The 17,552-nt window shown below is 70.9% G+C and carries 16 protein-coding genes; all 16 read right to left on the bottom strand.

What is annotated here, in order from left to right; genetic code table 11:
* Positions 1-42 precede the first annotated feature (42 nt).
* The 16 genes from ACFV7R_RS34840 to ACFV7R_RS34915 all read right to left on the bottom strand — a co-directional run bounded on the left by ACFV7R_RS34840 (position 43) and on the right by ACFV7R_RS34915 (position 17,518).
* A complete protein-coding gene (locus ACFV7R_RS34840) occupies positions 43-3,531 on the bottom strand; it encodes a hypothetical protein (RefSeq protein WP_385270751.1) in 3,489 nt (1,162 codons plus the stop codon).
* Positions 3,531-3,980, bottom strand: a complete 450-nt coding sequence (locus tag ACFV7R_RS34845) for a TadE/TadG family type IV pilus assembly protein (protein WP_385270754.1) — start codon at positions 3,978-3,980, stop codon at positions 3,531-3,533. The genes ACFV7R_RS34840 and ACFV7R_RS34845 overlap by 1 nt, the downstream gene beginning before the upstream one ends.
* Positions 3,977-4,441, bottom strand: coding sequence for a TadE/TadG family type IV pilus assembly protein (locus ACFV7R_RS34850; RefSeq protein ID WP_385270757.1), 465 nt, complete (start codon positions 4,439-4,441; stop codon positions 3,977-3,979). The genes ACFV7R_RS34845 and ACFV7R_RS34850 overlap by 4 nt, the downstream gene beginning before the upstream one ends.
* On the bottom strand, positions 4,438-4,866 hold the full coding sequence (locus ACFV7R_RS34855) for a TadE/TadG family type IV pilus assembly protein (RefSeq protein ID WP_385270760.1): 429 nt from the start codon (positions 4,864-4,866) through the stop codon (positions 4,438-4,440). Before ACFV7R_RS34855 ends, ACFV7R_RS34850 begins: the two co-directional genes overlap by 4 nt.
* On the bottom strand, positions 4,866-5,081 hold the full coding sequence (locus ACFV7R_RS34860) for a hypothetical protein (protein ID WP_385270763.1): 216 nt from the start codon (positions 5,079-5,081) through the stop codon (positions 4,866-4,868). The genes ACFV7R_RS34855 and ACFV7R_RS34860 overlap by 1 nt, the downstream gene beginning before the upstream one ends.
* A 48-nt stretch (positions 5,082-5,129) precedes the next feature.
* Positions 5,130-6,014: a type II secretion system F family protein gene (locus ACFV7R_RS34865; protein WP_385270766.1), complete on the bottom strand. Its 885-nt coding sequence runs from the start codon at positions 6,012-6,014 to the stop codon at positions 5,130-5,132.
* Positions 6,011-6,961: a type II secretion system F family protein gene (locus ACFV7R_RS34870; RefSeq protein WP_385270769.1), complete on the bottom strand. Its 951-nt coding sequence runs from the start codon at positions 6,959-6,961 to the stop codon at positions 6,011-6,013. Before ACFV7R_RS34870 ends, ACFV7R_RS34865 begins: the two co-directional genes overlap by 4 nt.
* A complete protein-coding gene (locus ACFV7R_RS34875) occupies positions 6,958-8,298 on the bottom strand; it encodes a CpaF family protein (protein WP_385270931.1) in 1,341 nt (446 codons plus the stop codon). Before ACFV7R_RS34875 ends, ACFV7R_RS34870 begins: the two co-directional genes overlap by 4 nt.
* The gene (locus tag ACFV7R_RS34880; RefSeq protein ID WP_385270772.1) at positions 8,259-9,284 is read right to left on the bottom strand and encodes a hypothetical protein; all 1,026 of its coding nucleotides are present in this window, start codon (positions 9,282-9,284) and stop codon (positions 8,259-8,261) included. Before ACFV7R_RS34880 ends, ACFV7R_RS34875 begins: the two co-directional genes overlap by 40 nt.
* Positions 9,284-9,937, bottom strand: coding sequence for an SAF domain-containing protein (locus ACFV7R_RS34885; protein WP_385270934.1), 654 nt, complete (start codon positions 9,935-9,937; stop codon positions 9,284-9,286). Before ACFV7R_RS34885 ends, ACFV7R_RS34880 begins: the two co-directional genes overlap by 1 nt.
* A 78-nt stretch (positions 9,938-10,015) precedes the next feature.
* Positions 10,016-10,912, bottom strand: a complete 897-nt coding sequence (locus ACFV7R_RS34890; RefSeq protein ID WP_385270775.1) for an ATP/GTP-binding protein — start codon at positions 10,910-10,912, stop codon at positions 10,016-10,018.
* The gene (locus ACFV7R_RS34895) at positions 10,858-11,454 is read right to left on the bottom strand and encodes a hypothetical protein (RefSeq protein WP_385270778.1); all 597 of its coding nucleotides are present in this window, start codon (positions 11,452-11,454) and stop codon (positions 10,858-10,860) included. Before ACFV7R_RS34895 ends, ACFV7R_RS34890 begins: the two co-directional genes overlap by 55 nt.
* 790 nt (positions 11,455-12,244) lie before the next feature.
* Positions 12,245-13,159 (bottom strand): replication-relaxation family protein, encoded by a 915-nt coding sequence (locus ACFV7R_RS34900; protein ID WP_385270781.1) that lies wholly within the window; start codon positions 13,157-13,159, stop codon positions 12,245-12,247.
* Entirely contained in the window at positions 13,150-15,780 is a 2,631-nt protein-coding gene (locus tag ACFV7R_RS34905; protein WP_385270784.1) for an ATP/GTP-binding protein, read from the bottom strand. Before ACFV7R_RS34905 ends, ACFV7R_RS34900 begins: the two co-directional genes overlap by 10 nt.
* Positions 15,756-16,403 (bottom strand): hypothetical protein, encoded by a 648-nt coding sequence (locus ACFV7R_RS34910; RefSeq protein ID WP_385270787.1) that lies wholly within the window; start codon positions 16,401-16,403, stop codon positions 15,756-15,758. The genes ACFV7R_RS34905 and ACFV7R_RS34910 overlap by 25 nt, the downstream gene beginning before the upstream one ends.
* A complete protein-coding gene (locus tag ACFV7R_RS34915) occupies positions 16,400-17,518 on the bottom strand; it encodes a C40 family peptidase (RefSeq protein ID WP_385270790.1) in 1,119 nt (372 codons plus the stop codon). Before ACFV7R_RS34915 ends, ACFV7R_RS34910 begins: the two co-directional genes overlap by 4 nt.
* Positions 17,519-17,552 lie beyond the last annotated feature (34 nt).

Below are 17,552 nucleotides of genomic sequence, written 5' to 3' on the forward strand. Positions count from 1 at the left end.
GGTGCTCATGATCCGCCGACAGTGCTCACCGACTCGCGGATCCTACATGCGCTCCGCCGTGCTGGAGCCGTTGAGGAGCTCGTTGATGAGCTGCTCGGTCTCCGGTTCGGGGGAGCAGTCCAGCGCCCGGTTGACCTGCTGGAGGCGGGTGATGGCGGTGTGCAGCCCGGAGCGGTTCCCGCGCGCAGCCTCAAGGCGCATCCAGTCCCGGTAGAGCAGCTCTGCGGTGTCGTCGGCGTCGAGACCGGTGGCGACGGCCTGGCGTGCGGCGCTGAGGTCGTGGTGGGGGCCCGCGGGGGTGCGGTGGGTGGCCACGGTGTGCGCGACGTCGATGATCCGCGTGGTCATTTCCTGCTGGAACGGCTCGGCCCAGGGCAGCGGCCGGCCGCCGAACGGCTTGCCCCGCACCAGCGTCAGCGCCTTCTCCAGGTCGCCCAGGCCGGACAGGCCCAGCGGCAACGCACGCTCGACGAGCTGGAGGAAACGGGTCCAGTCGCAGCGCACGCCGGGCGCGAGCCGGTAGGGGTCCTCGCCCGCCGTGCGGCGCGGCACGTAGGGGGTGCCGGCGGGATCGCTGCCCAGGGAGCGGCGCAGGCCCTGCATCCGCGCGTTGAGGGTGCTCGGCGACCAGGGGCTGACGGGATCCATGTCGGCACACAGGACATCCGCGCTCCGCCCGGGCCGGAAATACAACAACGCGGCCAGCTGCGCCATCCGCGGGCCGTGGCCGGTGCTGTCCACGCCGGTCACCTCCACCGGCCCCAGGACCCGGATCTCCGGGGCGTGCAGGTCGGGTGCCTCGCACTCCTCCGCCTCCGGCACCGTGCGCTCCTCGACGGCGGCGGCCTCCGCGGTGGGGGCTTGCGCTGTGTCGGTGGAGTCCGCATCAGCCGGGGACGCCGGGGCCGAAGGCACCGCTGCTCCGGTGCCCGGGCCGGTTTCGTCGCGCCCGGCCGACGACGGGGCGGGGGAGAGGAGACGGAGTCCGGACGGATCGGTGCTGGCGGCGAGCAGGGCCGGGAAGACCTCGCTGTTCAGGTCCGTTGCCGCCGCCGGCGCCGGCGCCGGCGCCGGGATCGGGGCGGCGGCGGGTGCGGGCGCGGTGGACTCCTGCGGCGATGCCTGCGCGGGCTGCTGCATGCTGTCGGGTTCGTCCGGGACGTCCTGCCAGGGCCCCTCGGCCGGGTGGGACGGCTGTCCGGACACCTTCAGCGCGGTGGTGATCTGCTGGTAGGCGGCGTGCTCCAGGCGCTGCACCGTGATGTCGGTGCCGGCGTGGTCGAGGTGCTGCGGCTCGCTGAGGGAGGCGTTGAGGATCTCCGCCTCGGGGAAGTGCGCGGCCGCCGTGCTCGCCGGGGCGATCAGCGTGACGGGCACGGCCCCCGCCCGGTCGAGGACGTCGGCGAACTGCCAGGCCGTGTCCTCGTCCAGGGAGGACGCGCACAGCAGCACATACGGCTGATGCCGGGTTTCGGGCATCTGGTGCGCTTCCAGCAGCCGTTCGCTCAGATCGCGCAGCGCGTGCCCGGCCTGGCGCATGTGGGCGATCCGCGCGGTGGGCAGCAGCTGCGGCAGATCCTCGCCGAACCCCACGGTGACGACCTCGACTTCACTCGCCCACGGGCTCATCCCGAGCTCCAGGGCGAGCGAGGTGCACACCTCGGTGATGTGGACCGGGTTGCCGTCCAGCAGCAGGGCGGGCAATCGCGTGAGGTTGACCAGCAGCAGGTCACCCGCTTCGGTGCTGCCGATCGTGACCAGCCCCGGATACGGCGCCGGCACCTCACGGGCGGACTCCTCGTCCAGGAGGGCGGCGTCGGCGGGCAGGACCCACCAGCCGCCCTGCCCGGAGACGAAGGGCGCATGCGGCTCCTGGGTGAGATCCTCGGGCAGCACCTCCACCGTGCGGGTCCCGATGCGGGCGGCTCGCAGCGGCGGCAGGACCGTGTCGTCCTCCTGCTGCTGGGCCACGTGGTGGGCCAGGGTGCGCAGGGCCACGTCCAGGCGGGCAGCTCCGCCGGGCTCGGCGGCCGCCGCCAACTGCGCCTCTGCCGTGGACGTCTCCGACGCGATGGCGATCGTCTCGCCGGGCTTGCGACGGCGGCGCTGCAGCGTCCTGCGCAGGGCGAGCGCACCGGTGACGGCGGCGGCCAGCAGCGCGCCGGCGCCCAGAACGATGCGCAGGTTCAGCGGGCTGTTGGCCGGAGCCGACGCCGGCGTCTCGGACGCCGTAGCGGGGGAGGAAGCAGCAGAGCCGGACGGCTCGGCCGACGCCGACGGTGAGGCGGCGGAAGGAGAGATGCTGGTGCTGGGCCCGGGCGTCGCGGAGGCCGGTGCGGAAGGAGAGGCCTGCTCCTGCCCGGGCTGTTGGGCGGGGCGGCTCGCTGGCGTGCTGGGGGCCGACGACTCTGGTGCGGGCGCTGTGGTGTGGCTCGGCGCCGGTGCCTGCCCATCCCCCGTGGCGTCGCCCGGCTTCTGCTGGCCGTCGGGCTGCTGGGTGGCCGGGGGAGTGGTCTCCTGACTGCCCGCCGCATCGCCCTGGTCACTGCCCCGGGGTGGTGTGTCCTGTTCGGGCTGGGCTCCGGGCACGGTGACCTGCTGCCCCGCGTAGATCACATCTGGGTCGGAGATGGCGGGCAGGCCGTCCGGCTGCGGCTTGCCCCGGCTGGCCTCGAACAGCTCGGGCCACTTGGTGCCGTCACCGAGCTCCTCTTCGGCGATCTTCGAGAGGTGGTCGCCGGACTCCACGGCGACCACGTGCTTGCCCTGTTCGGCAGAGGCGGGAGCGGCGGCACCCGGCTGCGTACCGACGCCGTCCGCCGACGCGTACGTCTCGGGCATCTCCAACTGCCAGCCCGGCTGGAGAAAACCGGTGGACCGGAAGACCTGACCGTCGGTCATGGTGCGGCCCTCGTTGAGAGCGGCGATGTCCCGCCACCGCTCGCCGTCGCCCAACTCCCGCTCGGCGATGCTCCACAGGCTTTCCGCGGGCCGGGTCTCGCGCACCGTGTACGTGCGGGCCTTCGCCGTACGCGCCGCGGATGCGGAGACCTGATCGGCTTCGGCGTGGGAGGCGTGGGAGGCGTGGGCCTGGCCGGGCGCGCGGGACGCGGTGCTGGCCGGTGCGGCCTGGGCGTCGGAGGCCAGGGCCGAGCTCGTGGGCAGCAGCACCAGGATGCTGCCGATCAGGAGGGCTGCGGCCCGCTGTGAGGAGCCCAGCCCGCGCGGGGCGTGCCAGGTCCGGCCGCGCAGCTGAGCGATCAGCTCGCGCACGGCGCAGAAGGTGAACTGACCCCAGCCGATCCAGCCCACCGCGACGAGCAGCAGCAGGAACACGGCGCCGGTGTCCTGCCGGTCGAGCAGGTGCGCGAGGTCGTCGTGGCCGGACGCCCAGAGGATCGGGGTGACCCAGGCCAGCAGCAGCGGCAGCCCGGCGACCGCGCCGGCCAGGACGAGCAGGCTCAGCACGGCTTTGATCACGCGGGCCAGGGTGCGGCCCGCCGGGTTGGCGGGGGAGGGGGTGGTGCGCATCAGGTTCCTTCTGGTGCGGTGACGCCGTACAGGAGGGTGGCCGTGCCGTGGCCGGTCACCGGGAGGGAGCCGATCCCGACCACGGACAGGAACTTGGTGTCGTAGGAGCCGGTGACGGTGACGGTGAGCGTCTTGCCGTCCCCGGACACGCTGACCGTGCCTGTGGCGCCGGCCGTGCTCAGGTAGGCCCGGGCGGCGGCCGCTGCGTCCTGCGGGTCCACGACGACCGCTTCTCCGGTGATCGCCTTGGCCGGGTCGATGGCCTGTCCGCCCGCCCGGGCGGCCTCACCGGCGATGTAGTCGGCGCGTTCGACCGCGCGCATCTTGCTGCCGCCGTCGACCGCGACGCCGATGATGCCGATCAGCGCGATGACGCACACCGCGACGAACACGGTGACGCCGCCACGGTCGTCGCATCGTGCCCGGCCGCCCATCCGCCTCAAGATCATCCGTTCTCCCGCTGCCGGAACTGATCCACAACGGAGGTCGCGGTCGACGTGAGGGTGCGGGCCCCGGGCACGCCCGGCAGCAGCAGATCCGACAGGTTGACCGTGCAGGTCACCGTCACGGTGACGGTGCCCACCTGGCCGACGGGAACGTTCAGCCCGCCGGTGTTGACCGTGACGTCGGCGGACGCGCACGTGATGCCCTGATCGTTTAGCGACTCGGTGGCCGCGGCGTGGGCGGCGCCCTGGGCGGAGGCGACGGTGCGATGGATGGACGCCTCCCGCGCGGCGTCCTCGGCCGCGGCATCGATCTTCGCGCCGGACATGACGAGCCGACCGCCCGCGATCGCCAGACACAGAAACATGATCAGCGGCGGGACGATGATGGCGGCTTCGATCGCCACACTGCCCTCATCACCGCGTGCTCTGCGCGTCCATCGGGCCCTGCTGCTCAACGGAATCATCCCCCCGGCACCGTCCAGCGCTCCACGGGACCGGACGCCGACTGGCTGACCCGCAGACCGGCCACGCCCGGGATCATCGACTGGGCCGTGCCCGTCACCTGCACGCGTACCCGCTCGGCGGTGCTGCCGGTGGTGGAGACGCTGTAGCCGAGCAGGCTGTCGCCCGCGCTGCGTCCCAGCACCTCGCGGGCTTTGGCCGTGCCGTCGGCGGGCGAGGCCTGGTAGGCGCGGGCGGCAGTCAGGCCCTCGCGGGCGGCGGTCAGCGCGATCGACCGCGCGTAGTACCACATGGATGCCTGGATGACGGCGATCGTGGCCAGCAGCACGAACGGGTAGACGATCGCCATCTGGATGGAGGCGTCTCCGCGGTCATCGTGCCACCTGCGCCCGCGCCACCAGGCCCTCAGCCGGTCGCCGTCCAGCATCAGATGCCGGCCAGGTTCCCGTTGTACTTGGCGATCACCACGGCGATGGTCCCGGCGATCACCAAGGCGCCGGTGACGGCGGCAACCCAGATGATCACGGTGGTGATGCTGATGTCGCCCCGGTCCGGACGACGGGCCATCTCCGTCAGGCCCTCCTCCAGACGCGAGGTGAGCCGGCGCACGGCGCGGTAGGAACGGACTGCGGTGTACTTCATCAGGACTGCTCCTTGACCAGGTTGAACGAGACGGTCGGGTAGGGAAGGTCAGACGGTGAGCATGCGGATCACCGCGGGGAACGCCATCAGCAGCATCACCAGCACGGCGAGCAGGGCACCGGGGGCGGTCATCTTCTCGCTGGCGGTATTGGCCTCGGCGGCCTGGGCGGCGAGCAGCTCGGCGTTGAGTGCGGCGGTCCGCGCCCGCAGGGCCTTGTAGACGGCGGCGCCGTCGGTGGCCGAGCCGCGCATGATGTCGGCGACGTCGTCCAGGGCTGGCAGGTCGTAGGTGTCGGCGAGTTCGGTCAGCGCCTGGTAGGGCGGGATCTTCTCCAGCCGGGCCCGGCGCAGCGCGCCCTGCAGATACAGGAAGGGCCAGCCGTGGCCGACCGCGGCCGCCTTTTCCAGGGCCTCCGTCGGCCCGGCGTCCGCGGCCCGCTTGAGCGCGACCAGGTCCAGGTAGGCGGACAGGGCGTGGGCGAACTCCTCCCGCGCCCGCTTGGCCTGGTCGCGCACCGCGAGATCGGGGGTGACGAACAGCAGGCCCGCGACCGCGAGCCCCACCACGGCGGGTACGTAGAACGGCAGCGAGATGCCCGCGATGATCCACGGGATGGTCACCAGCATGGGGCACAGCAGCCCGAGCGCGGCCAGTGCGGTCTTCTTGAGCATGAACTGCCCCGGCCCTTGCCCCAGCAGGGCAAGGTTCTTGACCGGGATCCTCACGCCGGGCAGCCGCTCGAGGCGGGCCAGCAGCCACCGGCCCCACAGCTCCTCACGGTCCAGATCCGGCTCCGGCATGCTCAGGCTGCCGGGAGCGCTGCGCGCGAGCGCGGCCGCCAACGCGGGCTGCGGGCGCAGCAGTTCCCGCACCAGCAAAGCAACGCCGGCACCGACCGTGCTGCCGGTGAGCACCACGGGAAGCAGGTTCACGACGGGGCTCCTTCCGGCTCACGCTCGGCCGCCGCAGCGGCTGGCTCCGCCGAGGGGGCGGGCAGGCGCACGGTGCTGCGGGCATCCGCGATCAAAAAGCGCGGGATGCGGCGGAAGTTGCCCAGCTGCCGCATCATCGCCAGCACGCCGACGAACCCGGCCGTCAGGCAGGCGAGCACCAGCTGGCCCAGCAGCGTGGAGTAGGGGCGGGTGTAGGACGGCACGAAGAAGCCGGCGACGATCACGCCCAGGGTGATGAAGGTCATCCACCGCACCGTGGTGCGCGGCTTGGCGCGGTCCGCCTCGATGGAGCGCTTGCGTGCGACCTCCTCACGGACCGTGCCCGCCAGGTCCTCCAGCGCCTGGGCGAGGCCCGGGCTGCGATCGTTGACCGACAGGATCAGCGCAGCGGTCACCTTGTCGGCAGTGACGTCGTCGAGCTCGTCGGCGAACGCGCGCAGCGCCTCCTCCGGCCGCCACCCCAGCCGCAGTCGGTCCGACAGGGCCGTGATCTGCTCGGCGAGCGCGTCCGGGGCACCCTTCCGGCTGGTGATCATCGCCTGCTCCAGGCCCATGCCCAGCCGCAGCAGGCCGGCCAGCCGCTGCGTCCACTCACTGAGGGCCTCCAACTGCCCGATGCGTTCGGCCGCGACCTGCGCCGGGGTGATCAGCCAAGGAACGCCGACCACGGCCGCCCCCAGCAGGGCGCCGCCCACGAAGTTCCCCGAGGCCAGCCAGACGCCCAGGAACACCACTGTGGCCGCCACCATGAGCGTCCGCTGCCGCATGCGCAGGTCCTCGGCCTGCTCCTGCCCGGCACGCAGGGCCCGCCACCGTTGCCATAGCGGGGCCCGGCGCGGCGCGGTCGTTCCAACGACGCCGACGATGACGCCGATCAGCCCGCCCATCACGGCCATGCCGCTCAACAAGGCCAACAACAGGGTCATCGGCTCACCCCCACGAGCAGCGGCAACGGCTCCTTCCACAGCCCCTGACGGTGCTGCAGCAGGGAGGAATCAAAGCCGACACGGCGCAGGTCGTCGATGCAGCCGGGATCCATCTGCGGCACCGCCCGCACCTCGCCGAACTCCAGGCTTGGGGCGAACACCTCGTTCGTGGCCGGGCGACCCGACTCGCCGATCCCCGTCACTTCCAGGACGTGAGAGACGTAGCGGTGTCGGCGGCCGCCGATCTGCGTCTCGTCGGTCATCGAGACGTAGACGATGAAGTCCAGGCCGTTGGCGATCTGCCGGTAGGCGAGCTGCTCGGACAGGTTCTCCTGCGCCAGCGCATACAGTTCGGCAATCCGGTCGAAGACGATGTCCGGGCGACGCGCGTGGATCGTGCACAGGTTGCCGCCCGCCCCGTTGGTGAGCGCCTGCATCATCGCCACGACTTCCGGCCCGCGGACCTCACCGACCACGATCCGCTCCAGCGACATCCGCAGCGCGGGATGCATCAGGTCCAGCAGCGTGACCTCACCGGCGCCGCGGCCGGTGGCGTCCTTCTCACCATTGGACTCCCGGGCCACCAGGGAGACGACCTGCCGGTGGTAGCCGCCGGCGTGGGCGAACAGCTCGTCCTCGGTCTGGATGGTGGCGAACCGGCACTCCGGGTCGAACTCCCGGAGCATCGCCCTCAGCAAGGTGGTTTTGCCGGCCTTCTGCTTCCCCGCGATCATGACGTTCTTCTCTGCGCGCACGCAGGCGCCGAGGAATTCGCGCAGGACCGGGTCGATGGTGCCCAACTGCACCAGGTCGTCCAGGCCGGCGTGGGAGACCCGGTGGCGGCGGATGACCGCGTACGTCTTCGGGCCGAGCCCGGTGATGGCCTGCAGGCGGGAGCCATCCTGCAGGGACAGCGCGAGCGTTGGGTTGGCGGTGGAGATCGTGCGCTCACTCAAGCCTGAGTCCCGGGCCAACTCGCGCAGCAGCTCCAGCAGTTCCTCCTCGGAATCGGCTATGGGGCCGACCATCGTCCGCTCGCCGTCGCCGTAGTCGAGCCACACCTCATCGGGTCCCTGGATGAAGATGTCCTCGACCCGCTCATCGTCCAGAAACGGCTGCAGCCGGCCCGCCCGATACAGCAGGTCGTACACCGCCCGGCGCAGCGTGTCCTCTTCCTGCGGCGTGGTGTTCACACCACGCTCGACGCCCTGGGCGTGCGCCCACAACGCCACGGTTTCGTTGATCCAGTTCAGGCAGTGCTGCTCCTCGGTGGCCCGGTCCACCTCTGGAGTGATCTTCAGAAGTTCCTCGCGCTGCCGGGCGACCTGGGTCGCGATGTGCCGGGCGACCCGGTAGTCGACGGTGACCTGAGGCGCCGCTGTGCCGAGCGGCCGGGCACTCGCGGCCGCACCCGCAGGGGCGCCGGCTGCCTGACGGGGCGAGGCCTGCCGCGGGTTTCCGGGCGGCGGCGCCACGGTGGGATCAGTGTGCAGAGGCCTACCGCGCAGCACGCGTCACCCCTCCTCCGGCCGGGGTGCGCGGTGCCAGGCGGGGACCTGCGCAGGGCTGCCCGCTGAACGAGCAGCGAGCTTGCCGTACGGGCCGCCTTCATCAGCGCCGACTTGGTGAAGTGGCGGGGCTGGTCGGCACCGTCGGACAGCACCCGCGCGTCCTTGGGCGCGTACGGAAGCGTCGCCAACACAGGAACCTGCAGCACCCGCTGCACCTCACCGGCGGCGTACGGCCCCTCGTCAATCATCAACAGGCCGACATCACCGACCCGCTCCTCCAAAGCACGGACGCCGGCCTGGGCAGCCTGCAGACAGCGCAGGGTGTTCCGCACGACCACGAACACTGCATCCGCCCGCTCGGCTAACACAGCCGAGGGCCCCACGGCCCCGCTGCGTCCGAGGTCGATCAGGACGTCGTGGTCATAGTCGGCGGCAATGCCGCGGAACGTCACTGCGAGGGGCTTCCACACCGGGCCCAGGCCCGCCGCCTCCGCGGGATCAGTGATCCCCGGCAACAGCAGCCGGTCACGCGGCGACTCCTGCTGGCCGTCTTCGCTGCTCAGGTCGATCAGCTGCCGCCAGAAGGCGTCGCCGAACTCGTTCTTACGGGCGGCGATGGAGAGATTCCGCAGCCCGTACCGATCGCTGAGCGTGCCCTGCAGCAGACCGTGCAGGACGGCCCCGCCGTCCGGGTCGCACTCGGCCAGGATCATCTTCCGGCCCGGCTCCAGCGGCCACGCCAGCAGCAGCGCGAGAGCGCTCGTGGTCACGCCGGGCGCGCCGCGGCACCCGGCCAGCGCGATCACACTCATCAGCTGCCATCCGGAGCGTCGAGGACCAGGCGCAGGGCACCGGACGCCACCCACGCGGCCGCGGTCGGGCCGTTCTCCGCGGAGGTGGCCACGTCGACGACCACGACTCCGGTGGCGGGGGCGGCCTTGGAAGCCTTCACCACCCGTCCGGCGATCGTCTCCTGCGAGCCCTCAGAGGGCTCGGCGCTGCCACCCGTGTCCGCAGCGCCCTGCGCGGGAACGTGCACCAGCTGCACCTTCTGGCCCGGCACCAGCGCGGTCGCCGGTACCTGCTCCGGCTTGAGTCCGATCGGCACCAGCTGCTCGCCCGGCTTAACCAGCGAATCCTTCGTCACCTGCGACGGCGACAGCAACGCCCCGGGCTTCAGCTCGACTGCAGCTCGCTTGCCCACCACCGTGTCCAGGTTGTCCGCGCGTACGGCCTTCACCGCCGGATCCAGGGCGACGGAGGCCTTGCCCAGGTCCTGCTCGGTGAGGACCTGGCCGACCTGGACATCGCGGACGACGGTCAACACCTGGGCACGGTCTCCGACCTGCAACAGGAGCACCGCCACCCCTGCCCCGCCGGCAGCAATCAGCGCCAACGACAGAGCGATGACACCGGGCCGACGCCTACGGGCCGACACCCGAGGCGGCGCCACAGGGCCAGCCACCTGCCCCTGCGGGGGCACACCGGTCGCGGTGGCCGTACTTACTCTGGTCTTGCTCACCGTTCTTTCCTTCCGGTGGCGCTACCTGACGACCTGCAACTCGCCGATAGCCACCTGCATCTGAGACTGACGGGTCTCGGTCAACTGGCCGCTTGCCGCGCCGCCTGCGGTGACCTGCCAGTCGATGGTCCATGTGGAGGTTGCCATCACCCCGTACTTGCCGCCCCGCTGGCCTGCCGACGTCCTGGTGTAGACGTGGCCGCAGGTCGGCGACTGCGCCATACCGTCAGAAGCCCGGTAGGGAGTTCCTGGGCCGGTGCATGTCACTGTCGCTCCATCACCCATCTGCCACACGATCTTCGACACCTTCGCCGTGGCGGTGACGGTCACCGCGCCAGCCGACGCCGACGCCGTGTTCGGCCCGTACGTCGTGGCGCTCTGGTTGACCCACATCCACATCGGGACACCCACGGTGTACTTCCCGGCCACGCGCGGGCTGGCTATATCCGGGCCAAGTAGCGTCATGGAGTCGACTGCGCGCTGCGCGAGTTCCTGCAGGTCGACCTGGGGCTCGGGCTGGCCCGGCGGCACAACGACGAAGCCGTCGGGGTTGTCCTGACCACCGTCCGAGCAGCCGCGGAAGTACAGGTCGTTCGTCTTGGGGTCGGCGCCATTCCAGGCCGGATGGTTGGCTGGCGGCTCCGGGTCGACCTTGGTGTACTTGCACTTCAGTTTGCTGTCGCTGCCGCCTTGCGAGCCGCCCGCCTGCCCGCCACTTCCGTCGGTCTCGTCATCCACGCCTACGCCGACGCAGAACTTGACGACCTGGCACTTGCCCGCATCGACATCGGGGTCGTCCTCGGCATGCGCGGTGCCGGCTGCGGCCAGGACGAGGGTGCCGGTGAGTAACGCGAGGCGTCGGGTCAGCAGGTTTGATCTTGAGCGGTCAACTTCGTGACCATCCACTTCGTCCCCCACTTTTCCAGCGTTGCGGTGCTGGCGTACTTGGTGAGTCGCTCCGATGGCAGTGGGACCTCCTTCTTTGAGGTCTTGTCGATCAGCGTCCAGTTCGTAGTGTCGATGCAGTCCCTGACCGTGGCCTTGGGGACCTCGGCGTCGCTCATCTTGACGACCTTCGGATTGATCACCGGCTTCCCGGTCGTCACCTGTCCAGCCTTCCGCATGGCTGACAAGTCGTTCTCGATGTCAGCCAGGGCCTGGAAAGTGGTGTTCTTCTTCAAGTCGGTGCCCGCGGAGGATGCCTTCTTGTAGGCCTCGGTCTGCGCGTCCCACGAACTCGTGTACGCCGCGATGACAGCGGCATCCTCGGTGTCGGCGGTGGAACTGGCGGACGGCGACGAGTCGGCCGTTTGAGTAGGGCTGTTCTTGGACGGTGACGCATCCGCGCCGCTGTCGCTGTCGCCACAACCAGCCAGCGAGAGCGCGGCACACAGGGCCATTGCCGCAGCCGCGAGATTCCGTCCAGCAAAGACGGCCTGGTGATGTACCTGGCGTGTCACGATTCCTCCCCGTTCAGCGCCTCACGCCATACCCGTCGGGCTTCTGCTGCTTGAAAACCCGACCAGTCACCCTGGTCAAGCTGCGCTGATGCGCTTTGTGTAGTCGTCAGGTTACGCATATGCCAGTCAACTTCCTACTGAGATCCTTGAGTTCGTTCGCACAACTCGAGTCGTAATGGTCATATTCGGTCACGTAAGTCGATTTGTAGTTCTGTCTCTTCACTCAATGAGGGCTTGAATTTCCGGAAAAATGCGGGCATTTGAGGTGGCGGGCGGGAGTCGTAAGAGCGGGCCGCAGTGACACCTCTGCCCCTAGGGTCAAACCGCCCGGTCGGTCCAGGAATAGTCCCATCGCAGCTTCACGTGCGTCATGGGGTGGGGGTGCTTCCGAGAGGAGGAGAGGAGGAGTGGCCTTGCTGGCCGGGTGTGGGAGTTGGCCAGACGGTGATCACATCCCCGTCGAGGGTTACGTGCCGACCCGGGAAGTGACGGCGCACCAGGTTCAGGTCGTCCAGGTCGAATTCACCGGTCCCCTCGATCACGCACGCGTTCCCGACGTACGAGACGGCCTGCGTCCGGGGCGGCCACTCGACGTCGAAGGCTGCTTCTGAAGTGCGAACTTGACCAGGAGTGTGCGACATGGGGTGTCCCCTAACCTCGGTGCACAGCGAGGGGTTTTCAAAGCGGGGCCTCGTTGTGCAGCAGTAACCTACGTGTTCGCGTGAGCAAATCTCAAGGGGTTTAGGGCGTAGTTGCAAGGCTGCAACATTGGGCCGCTGGGAGTGTGGTGTCACAGTTCGGTCCACGGGCGGGGCTTGCCGCCGGCCAGCGGTACCCATACGTCTGAGGTGGGGCCGTGCTCGTCCAGGTCTTCCAGGACGGCGGCTCCCAGCGGCACCGCGCGGGCGAGGTCGGCCACGAGCGGATGGTGGGCGGCCATGGCCTTGAGGTCGCTGATCCGGTTGTCCAGCGTCTGCCGGGAGGCGCCGGTCAGCACGAACAGGACCCGGGGGAACACCGGGTACCAGCGCAGCCAGCCGGGCCCGCCCGCCGGCCGGCGCCGTCCGACGGGCTGCGGCTCGTACGCCCACAGCCGTGCGTATTCGATCAGCTTCGCCGCCAGGCGTTCGCTGCTCATGGTGGCGCGGTCGACCTCGACGAACGCCCGTAGTTTGCGCCGCTGTTGACCCTCGATGAGGGTGTAGTGCAGGATCGCGTCGGCGACGATCCTCTCTCCGTCGCCGATCGCGTGGAACACCTCGGGGGTCCAGTCCAGGTGACCGTGCTCGTCGCCGCGGCGGCGGGCATCCGCGACGAAGGCCAGGTGCGTCCGCAGGACGGTGAGGGTGTGCGGGGTCTTGAGCGAGGCGGCCGTCGCCGAGGTGATCGGATACGGCGGGCGGCCGCGCAGCGCGGGCCAGTCCCGCGTCAGGCGGGCGCCCTTCGGCGTGAGGTACCAGACCCGGGTGCGATGGGACTGCGGCAGCACCACGAAGTCGACCAGGCGCTCGCCGAGCAGATCGTTCAGCCGTTCCGAGACCGACTGCCGGGAGCGGTCGGGCCTCAGCAGGACATGCAGCTGGTTGGTGGAGGCCATGCGGTGCTGGGCGAGCGTGGCCAGGAGCTGATGCTTGAGGGGCTCGACAGGGCTGGGCGTGAAGCCCGTCATGACACGGCCCTTGGGCTGGACGGTGGTCAGTTCCATTCGTTCTCCTGCGACAGGCGGCCAGCGGCGGCGCCGGCGGGGGCGTGCGCGGCGAGGAAAGCGGTGACACGGACGAACTGTTCGGCGGCGCGGACGGTGAGCTGGCCCAGGGGGAGCGCCCCGGCGTTGGCCTGGGCGGCCCGCTCCAGTTGGGGGACCTGCTGCGGGCGGGCCTGGGCGGCGAAGACGTCGTCGAGATGGGGCCCGCGCAGCTGGATGGGCCCGACGCGGCGGCCGTGCACGTTCATGGAGACGTAGTGCTCGAACCGCTCCATGGTGGCGACCCGGTCGGGACTGGGGTTGTCACCCCACTCTGCGGTGATCGGCGCGATCGCGGACTTCGAACCGGCGGTGGTGGCCAGCGTGGACGCGTTCTGCACCAGGGACAGCCGCACCGGGGTGGGAAGGCGGGACAGCAGCTGGGTCATGCCGTGGATGTGGCACTTGTACTTGCGCAAGTCCTCGAACATCGACGCGATGGTCTCCGGGGCGGCCCCGGTGAGGGTGATCAGCTCGTCGAAGTACGGGCGGAACGGCACCCGCTTGGCTTCCGGGGTGTCGCGCCTCGAGCGCGCGGCCCGCAGCAGATCCCGAGCGAGCAGCGCGGTAAGCAACCGGTCGGTGGGCCCGTTGCCGCCCGGGCACACCCACACGATCATCTTGGAGTCCATCGCCGCGCGGATGTTGTAGACCCCGACCGGCTGGCCGAGGAACGCGCGGGTGACCGGGTTGGCAGCCAGCCGGGCGATCGGGTTGAGGACGACAGCGAACGCGTCGGGCGGCAGGGTCGGGAACACCGACTGCCACCATATGCGGGTCTCCTCATCCAGCCGGCCCGCTACCGCGGCGAGCGCCGCGGTGCGGAAGGCGGCGTCGGTGAGCAGAGCCCGCACGTGGAAGATCGTGGCCTGGTCCTCGGGCTGCCCGGCCTGGCAGGCCGCCTCGTTGACCGCGACCAGGACAGCCAGCGCGGCGGTGAGGATGGTCAGCGCACGGGGGGCGGTCGCGTCGTCCCAGGCCAGTGCGGAGGCGTAGGCGTCGGCGATCGCCTCGACGACCTCGTGCGCTGCCTGACCGTGGTGCATCCCGAGCGGATTCCACGAACTCACCCGCGGGTTGGGGCCGAGACCGTTGAGGTCGATCAGCGCGATCCGCGGCATCAGGTGATCGTGCGCCAGGAACGGCAGGGCGCGCGGCCAGGAGTCGCGGTGCGGGTCGACGAAGACCAGCCCACCGCCCGCGTGCGCCCAGCCGATCGCCTGCGCCAGAGCTCTCTCCGTCTTGCCGCCGCCCGCCTTGCCCACCCCGACCTCGAACAGGGTCTCCTCGGCGTAGGTGGCGACCAACCGCTCTCGGCCGTCCGGACCCCGGTAGATGCCCTGCAGCAGCAGCTCGGGCTCGCCGAAAGCGAAGGTCGGCAGGTCACCGGCGAGCACCGGCAGACGGCAGTGCACCGTCGGGGGCTTGAGCAGGCCTGTCAGCTCCTCCAGCCTCACCCAGTTCGCGCGGGGCGGCTGGCAGTGCCCCAGATTCCAGCGGCGCTCGAAACCACGCTTAGTGGGCCGGTGGTCGGCGCCGATCCGCCAGGGTCCCAGCCGCCAGCCGCGCATCGCCCACCTCGAGCGCCCACCGAACACATCGAAGGCGGCCTGGAGTTGGGCGAGTCTCGCCTGGGCGCGGCCCTCGGTGTTCGAGGCGCACATCACCAGCAGCTGGACGCGGACGAGGTGGTCGTCCTCGGCGAGCTTGCCCAGCGCCTCGGCCGGTTCCACCCGACGGGGCACCGGCGGCATCACCAGCCGCCGGCCGGATCCCGAGCCGGGTTTGTCACTGAGGAGCTGCTGCAGCTGCCAGCCCAGGGAGTCCTCGATGCCGCTGGCGTCCCGCCGCAGCCAGCGCGCGGCCCGCTGGGACTCCCGGCGTTCGGACCGGCGCGCGGCGCTCATCAGCTGCAGGCGCCGCGCCCTCAGCACCCACTTCGGGGCGCGCTGGATGTCGAGCCGGATCTCGGCGAGGTCGCCGAGCTCGGCGCGCAGGTCGGCCACGGCGTCGACCAGCGGCTGGAGCGGGTCAGGGGTGAGCGGCACCTCGCGCAGCGGGGAGGTGAGCCTGCCGCGCAGGATGAACTCGGCTCGCACGGTGTGCGTCCTCGGCTCGTCGACGATCGGCCGGGCCCGGTTGACGGCGACGTCCGGCCCGAACGGCGTGATGGACAAAAGCCGTTCGCCGCCCGCCGGGCCCTCGATGCGGTAGCGCAGCGGCGCACTGCCGTCCGCGCGCAGCCGGATCTGCACGGCCTTCGCCCGGCGGGGCGCCCACCACGGCATGGCCGTGGAGGCGCGGGCGAGCTGGACACCGCGCCGGAAGATCTCCTCCAGGCCCGGGTCGAAGTGCCGGGTGGAGACGAGCTCCAGGGCCATCCGCTCGGCCGAAGCCTTGGCCGCGAGCCGGCGGACCACCAGCTCGCCCACGCCCCAGTACACGGCGATGGCCGGCGCGAGCAGATACCAGTGGTCGTAGAGCCAGTCGGCGGCGTCGACCAGGCTGGTGACCAGGCCGAGTACCTGACCAGCAGCCGTTTGATCGGCCCGGTCGGTCAGGTACGGGGCTGCGGAGTCCACGTCGCTGCTCCCTTCTTGATCGTGCGGGTGAAGTGCCAGTCGGTGATGCGGAGGTCGGTGAAGGTGCCGCCGCGGTCCATGCCGGCCCACACCAGATGGACCACCGCCTGGTCCGGGCTGCCGCCTTGGCGGGCGATCGCGGCCTGGATCCGGAAGCGCGCGGTGGCGAACGCCGGGGCCACCGCCTGGCCGGAGTCGGGGAAAACGTCTGGCCACTTCGCGCGGTCGATGCCGGTGGCGTCCGCGCGCAGCAGCGCGCGACCGGCGGTGAGCAACTCCCGCTCGTCGTCGGCGGGAAGGTCAGCGGGCCAGGCCGCCTCCAGCGACCGCTGGACAGCCCGGTCGCCGGCCACGCCCTCGCCGTGCGGCGGCAGAGCGGACTCGAGGACCGACGACGGTGCCGCTGCGGCGGATGCTGTGGAGGGCGTCGTGGCGACGGTCGGCTGGCTCGCGCGAGGTGCAGTGGCCGACGCGGACGGATCCGTGGCCGCGTGCGCGGCCGACGACGTTGCCGGGGCCGGCGGCTCCTGGCCGTGCGGCGCGCCCAGCAGGGCAACGCCGGCGACGGCGAGGACGACGGTGCTCAGCAACAGCAGACGCGGTGAGCGCGGGGTGGTGGTCACAGCAGCCGTGCTCCTCCCGCATAGCCGGACATTGCGTTGACCGGGTCCAGCCGCACGACGGTGCCCGGGCGGGCGGCGTTGATCATTTGGCCGCTGCCGGTGTAGATGCCGACGTGGTAGATCGTCGAGTCGTGGCCCGGGGCGTAGGCGTAGAAGACCAGGTCGCCCGGCTTGAGCGCGCCGGTGCCCAGACTGGCGGGGATCCGCTGGCCGACACCGGCCTGGGCGGCCGCGGTACGCGGCAGCCGGATGCCGGCCTTGGCGTACGCGTACAGGGCCAGCCCCGAGCAGTCGAAGCCTTTGATGTTCGCGCCGCTCTTGCCGCTGGGCGAGCAGCAGATCCCTGTCGACGGGCCCTTGGCGTTGCCGCCGCCCCAGGAGTACGGCACACCCCGCTGGGAGAGCGCCGCCTCGATGACGGTGCGGACCTTCCCGGACACGTTGGTCAGGTCCGGGTCCTTGGCGGCCGCCGTGTACTGGTCGATCCACCCCAGCACGTTCGACAGGTACTCGTTCGAGTGGTTGTACTGCAGGATCGCTGCTTTGAGCTGGGCGCGCTGGGTCAGGTCGCGTCCGCCTGCGCAGAGGTAGATCGCGGCGCCGAGCGCGGCGTCGTCGGCGTTGTGCGGGTCGGCGCTCTTGTCGCCGTTGGCGTCCTCGCCGGTTCCTTCCCACGTGGAGGGCAGGAACTGGAACGGGCCCACGGCGCGTTCCCCGTGTGCGGTGCCGTCCCAGCGGCCGTTGTCGGTGTCGGGGAAGACGGTGGTGTTGCCGCCGGCCCCGGAGCCGTTGAGGAGCACCCCGTAGATGCGCGGGCGGATGTCGCCGTTGTCAGCGATGTTGCGGCCCACGGCGTGGTTCGACTCGACCTTGGCGATTCCGGCAAGGATCGGCCAGCGCATGCCCTGGCACTTCGGCACATGCTTCCCGACCTGCTGGACCGCCCTCTTGTAGGCAGTCAGCATCCGGGCGGGGATGTCCGCCGCACTGCCGCCATCGGCGATACCACCATCGGCATCGTCCTGGAGCCCGGTCTGCAGCGCGACGTACGCACTGATCGCGTTCGAGACCGGCGCTGCACAGCACACGGCGGCGAACAGCAGCAGCGCCACCATGCATCCCCACCGCCGGACGCGGCGCACGGGCGGC

The organism is Streptomyces sp. NPDC059866 (assembly GCF_042731325.1).
Taxonomy (GTDB): domain Bacteria; phylum Actinomycetota; class Actinomycetes; order Streptomycetales; family Streptomycetaceae; genus Streptomyces; species Streptomyces flavusporus.

Bases quoted from the DNA above. Each gene is read 5' to 3' on its own strand.
- ACFV7R_RS34915 (WP_385270790.1), bottom strand. From the start codon at position 17,518: ATGGTGGCGCTGCTGCTGTTCGCCGCCGTGTGCTGTGCAGCGCCGGTC.
- ACFV7R_RS34900 (WP_385270781.1), bottom strand. From the start codon at position 13,159: ATGGAACTGACCACCGTCCAGCCCAAGGGCCGTGTCATGACGGGCTTC.
- ACFV7R_RS34860 (WP_385270763.1), bottom strand. From the start codon at position 5,081: ATGAAGTACACCGCAGTCCGTTCCTACCGCGCCGTGCGCCGGCTCACC.
- ACFV7R_RS34840 (WP_385270751.1), bottom strand. From the start codon at position 3,531: ATGCGCACCACCCCCTCCCCCGCCAACCCGGCGGGCCGCACCCTGGCC.
- ACFV7R_RS34870 (WP_385270769.1), bottom strand. From the start codon at position 6,961: ATGACCCTGTTGTTGGCCTTGTTGAGCGGCATGGCCGTGATGGGCGGG.
- ACFV7R_RS34880 (WP_385270772.1), bottom strand. From the start codon at position 9,284: ATGAGTGTGATCGCGCTGGCCGGGTGCCGCGGCGCGCCCGGCGTGACC.
- ACFV7R_RS34855 (WP_385270760.1), bottom strand. From the start codon at position 4,866: ATGCTGGACGGCGACCGGCTGAGGGCCTGGTGGCGCGGGCGCAGGTGG.
- ACFV7R_RS34850 (WP_385270757.1), bottom strand. From the start codon at position 4,441: ATGATTCCGTTGAGCAGCAGGGCCCGATGGACGCGCAGAGCACGCGGT.
- ACFV7R_RS34845 (WP_385270754.1), bottom strand. From the start codon at position 3,980: ATGATCTTGAGGCGGATGGGCGGCCGGGCACGATGCGACGACCGTGGC.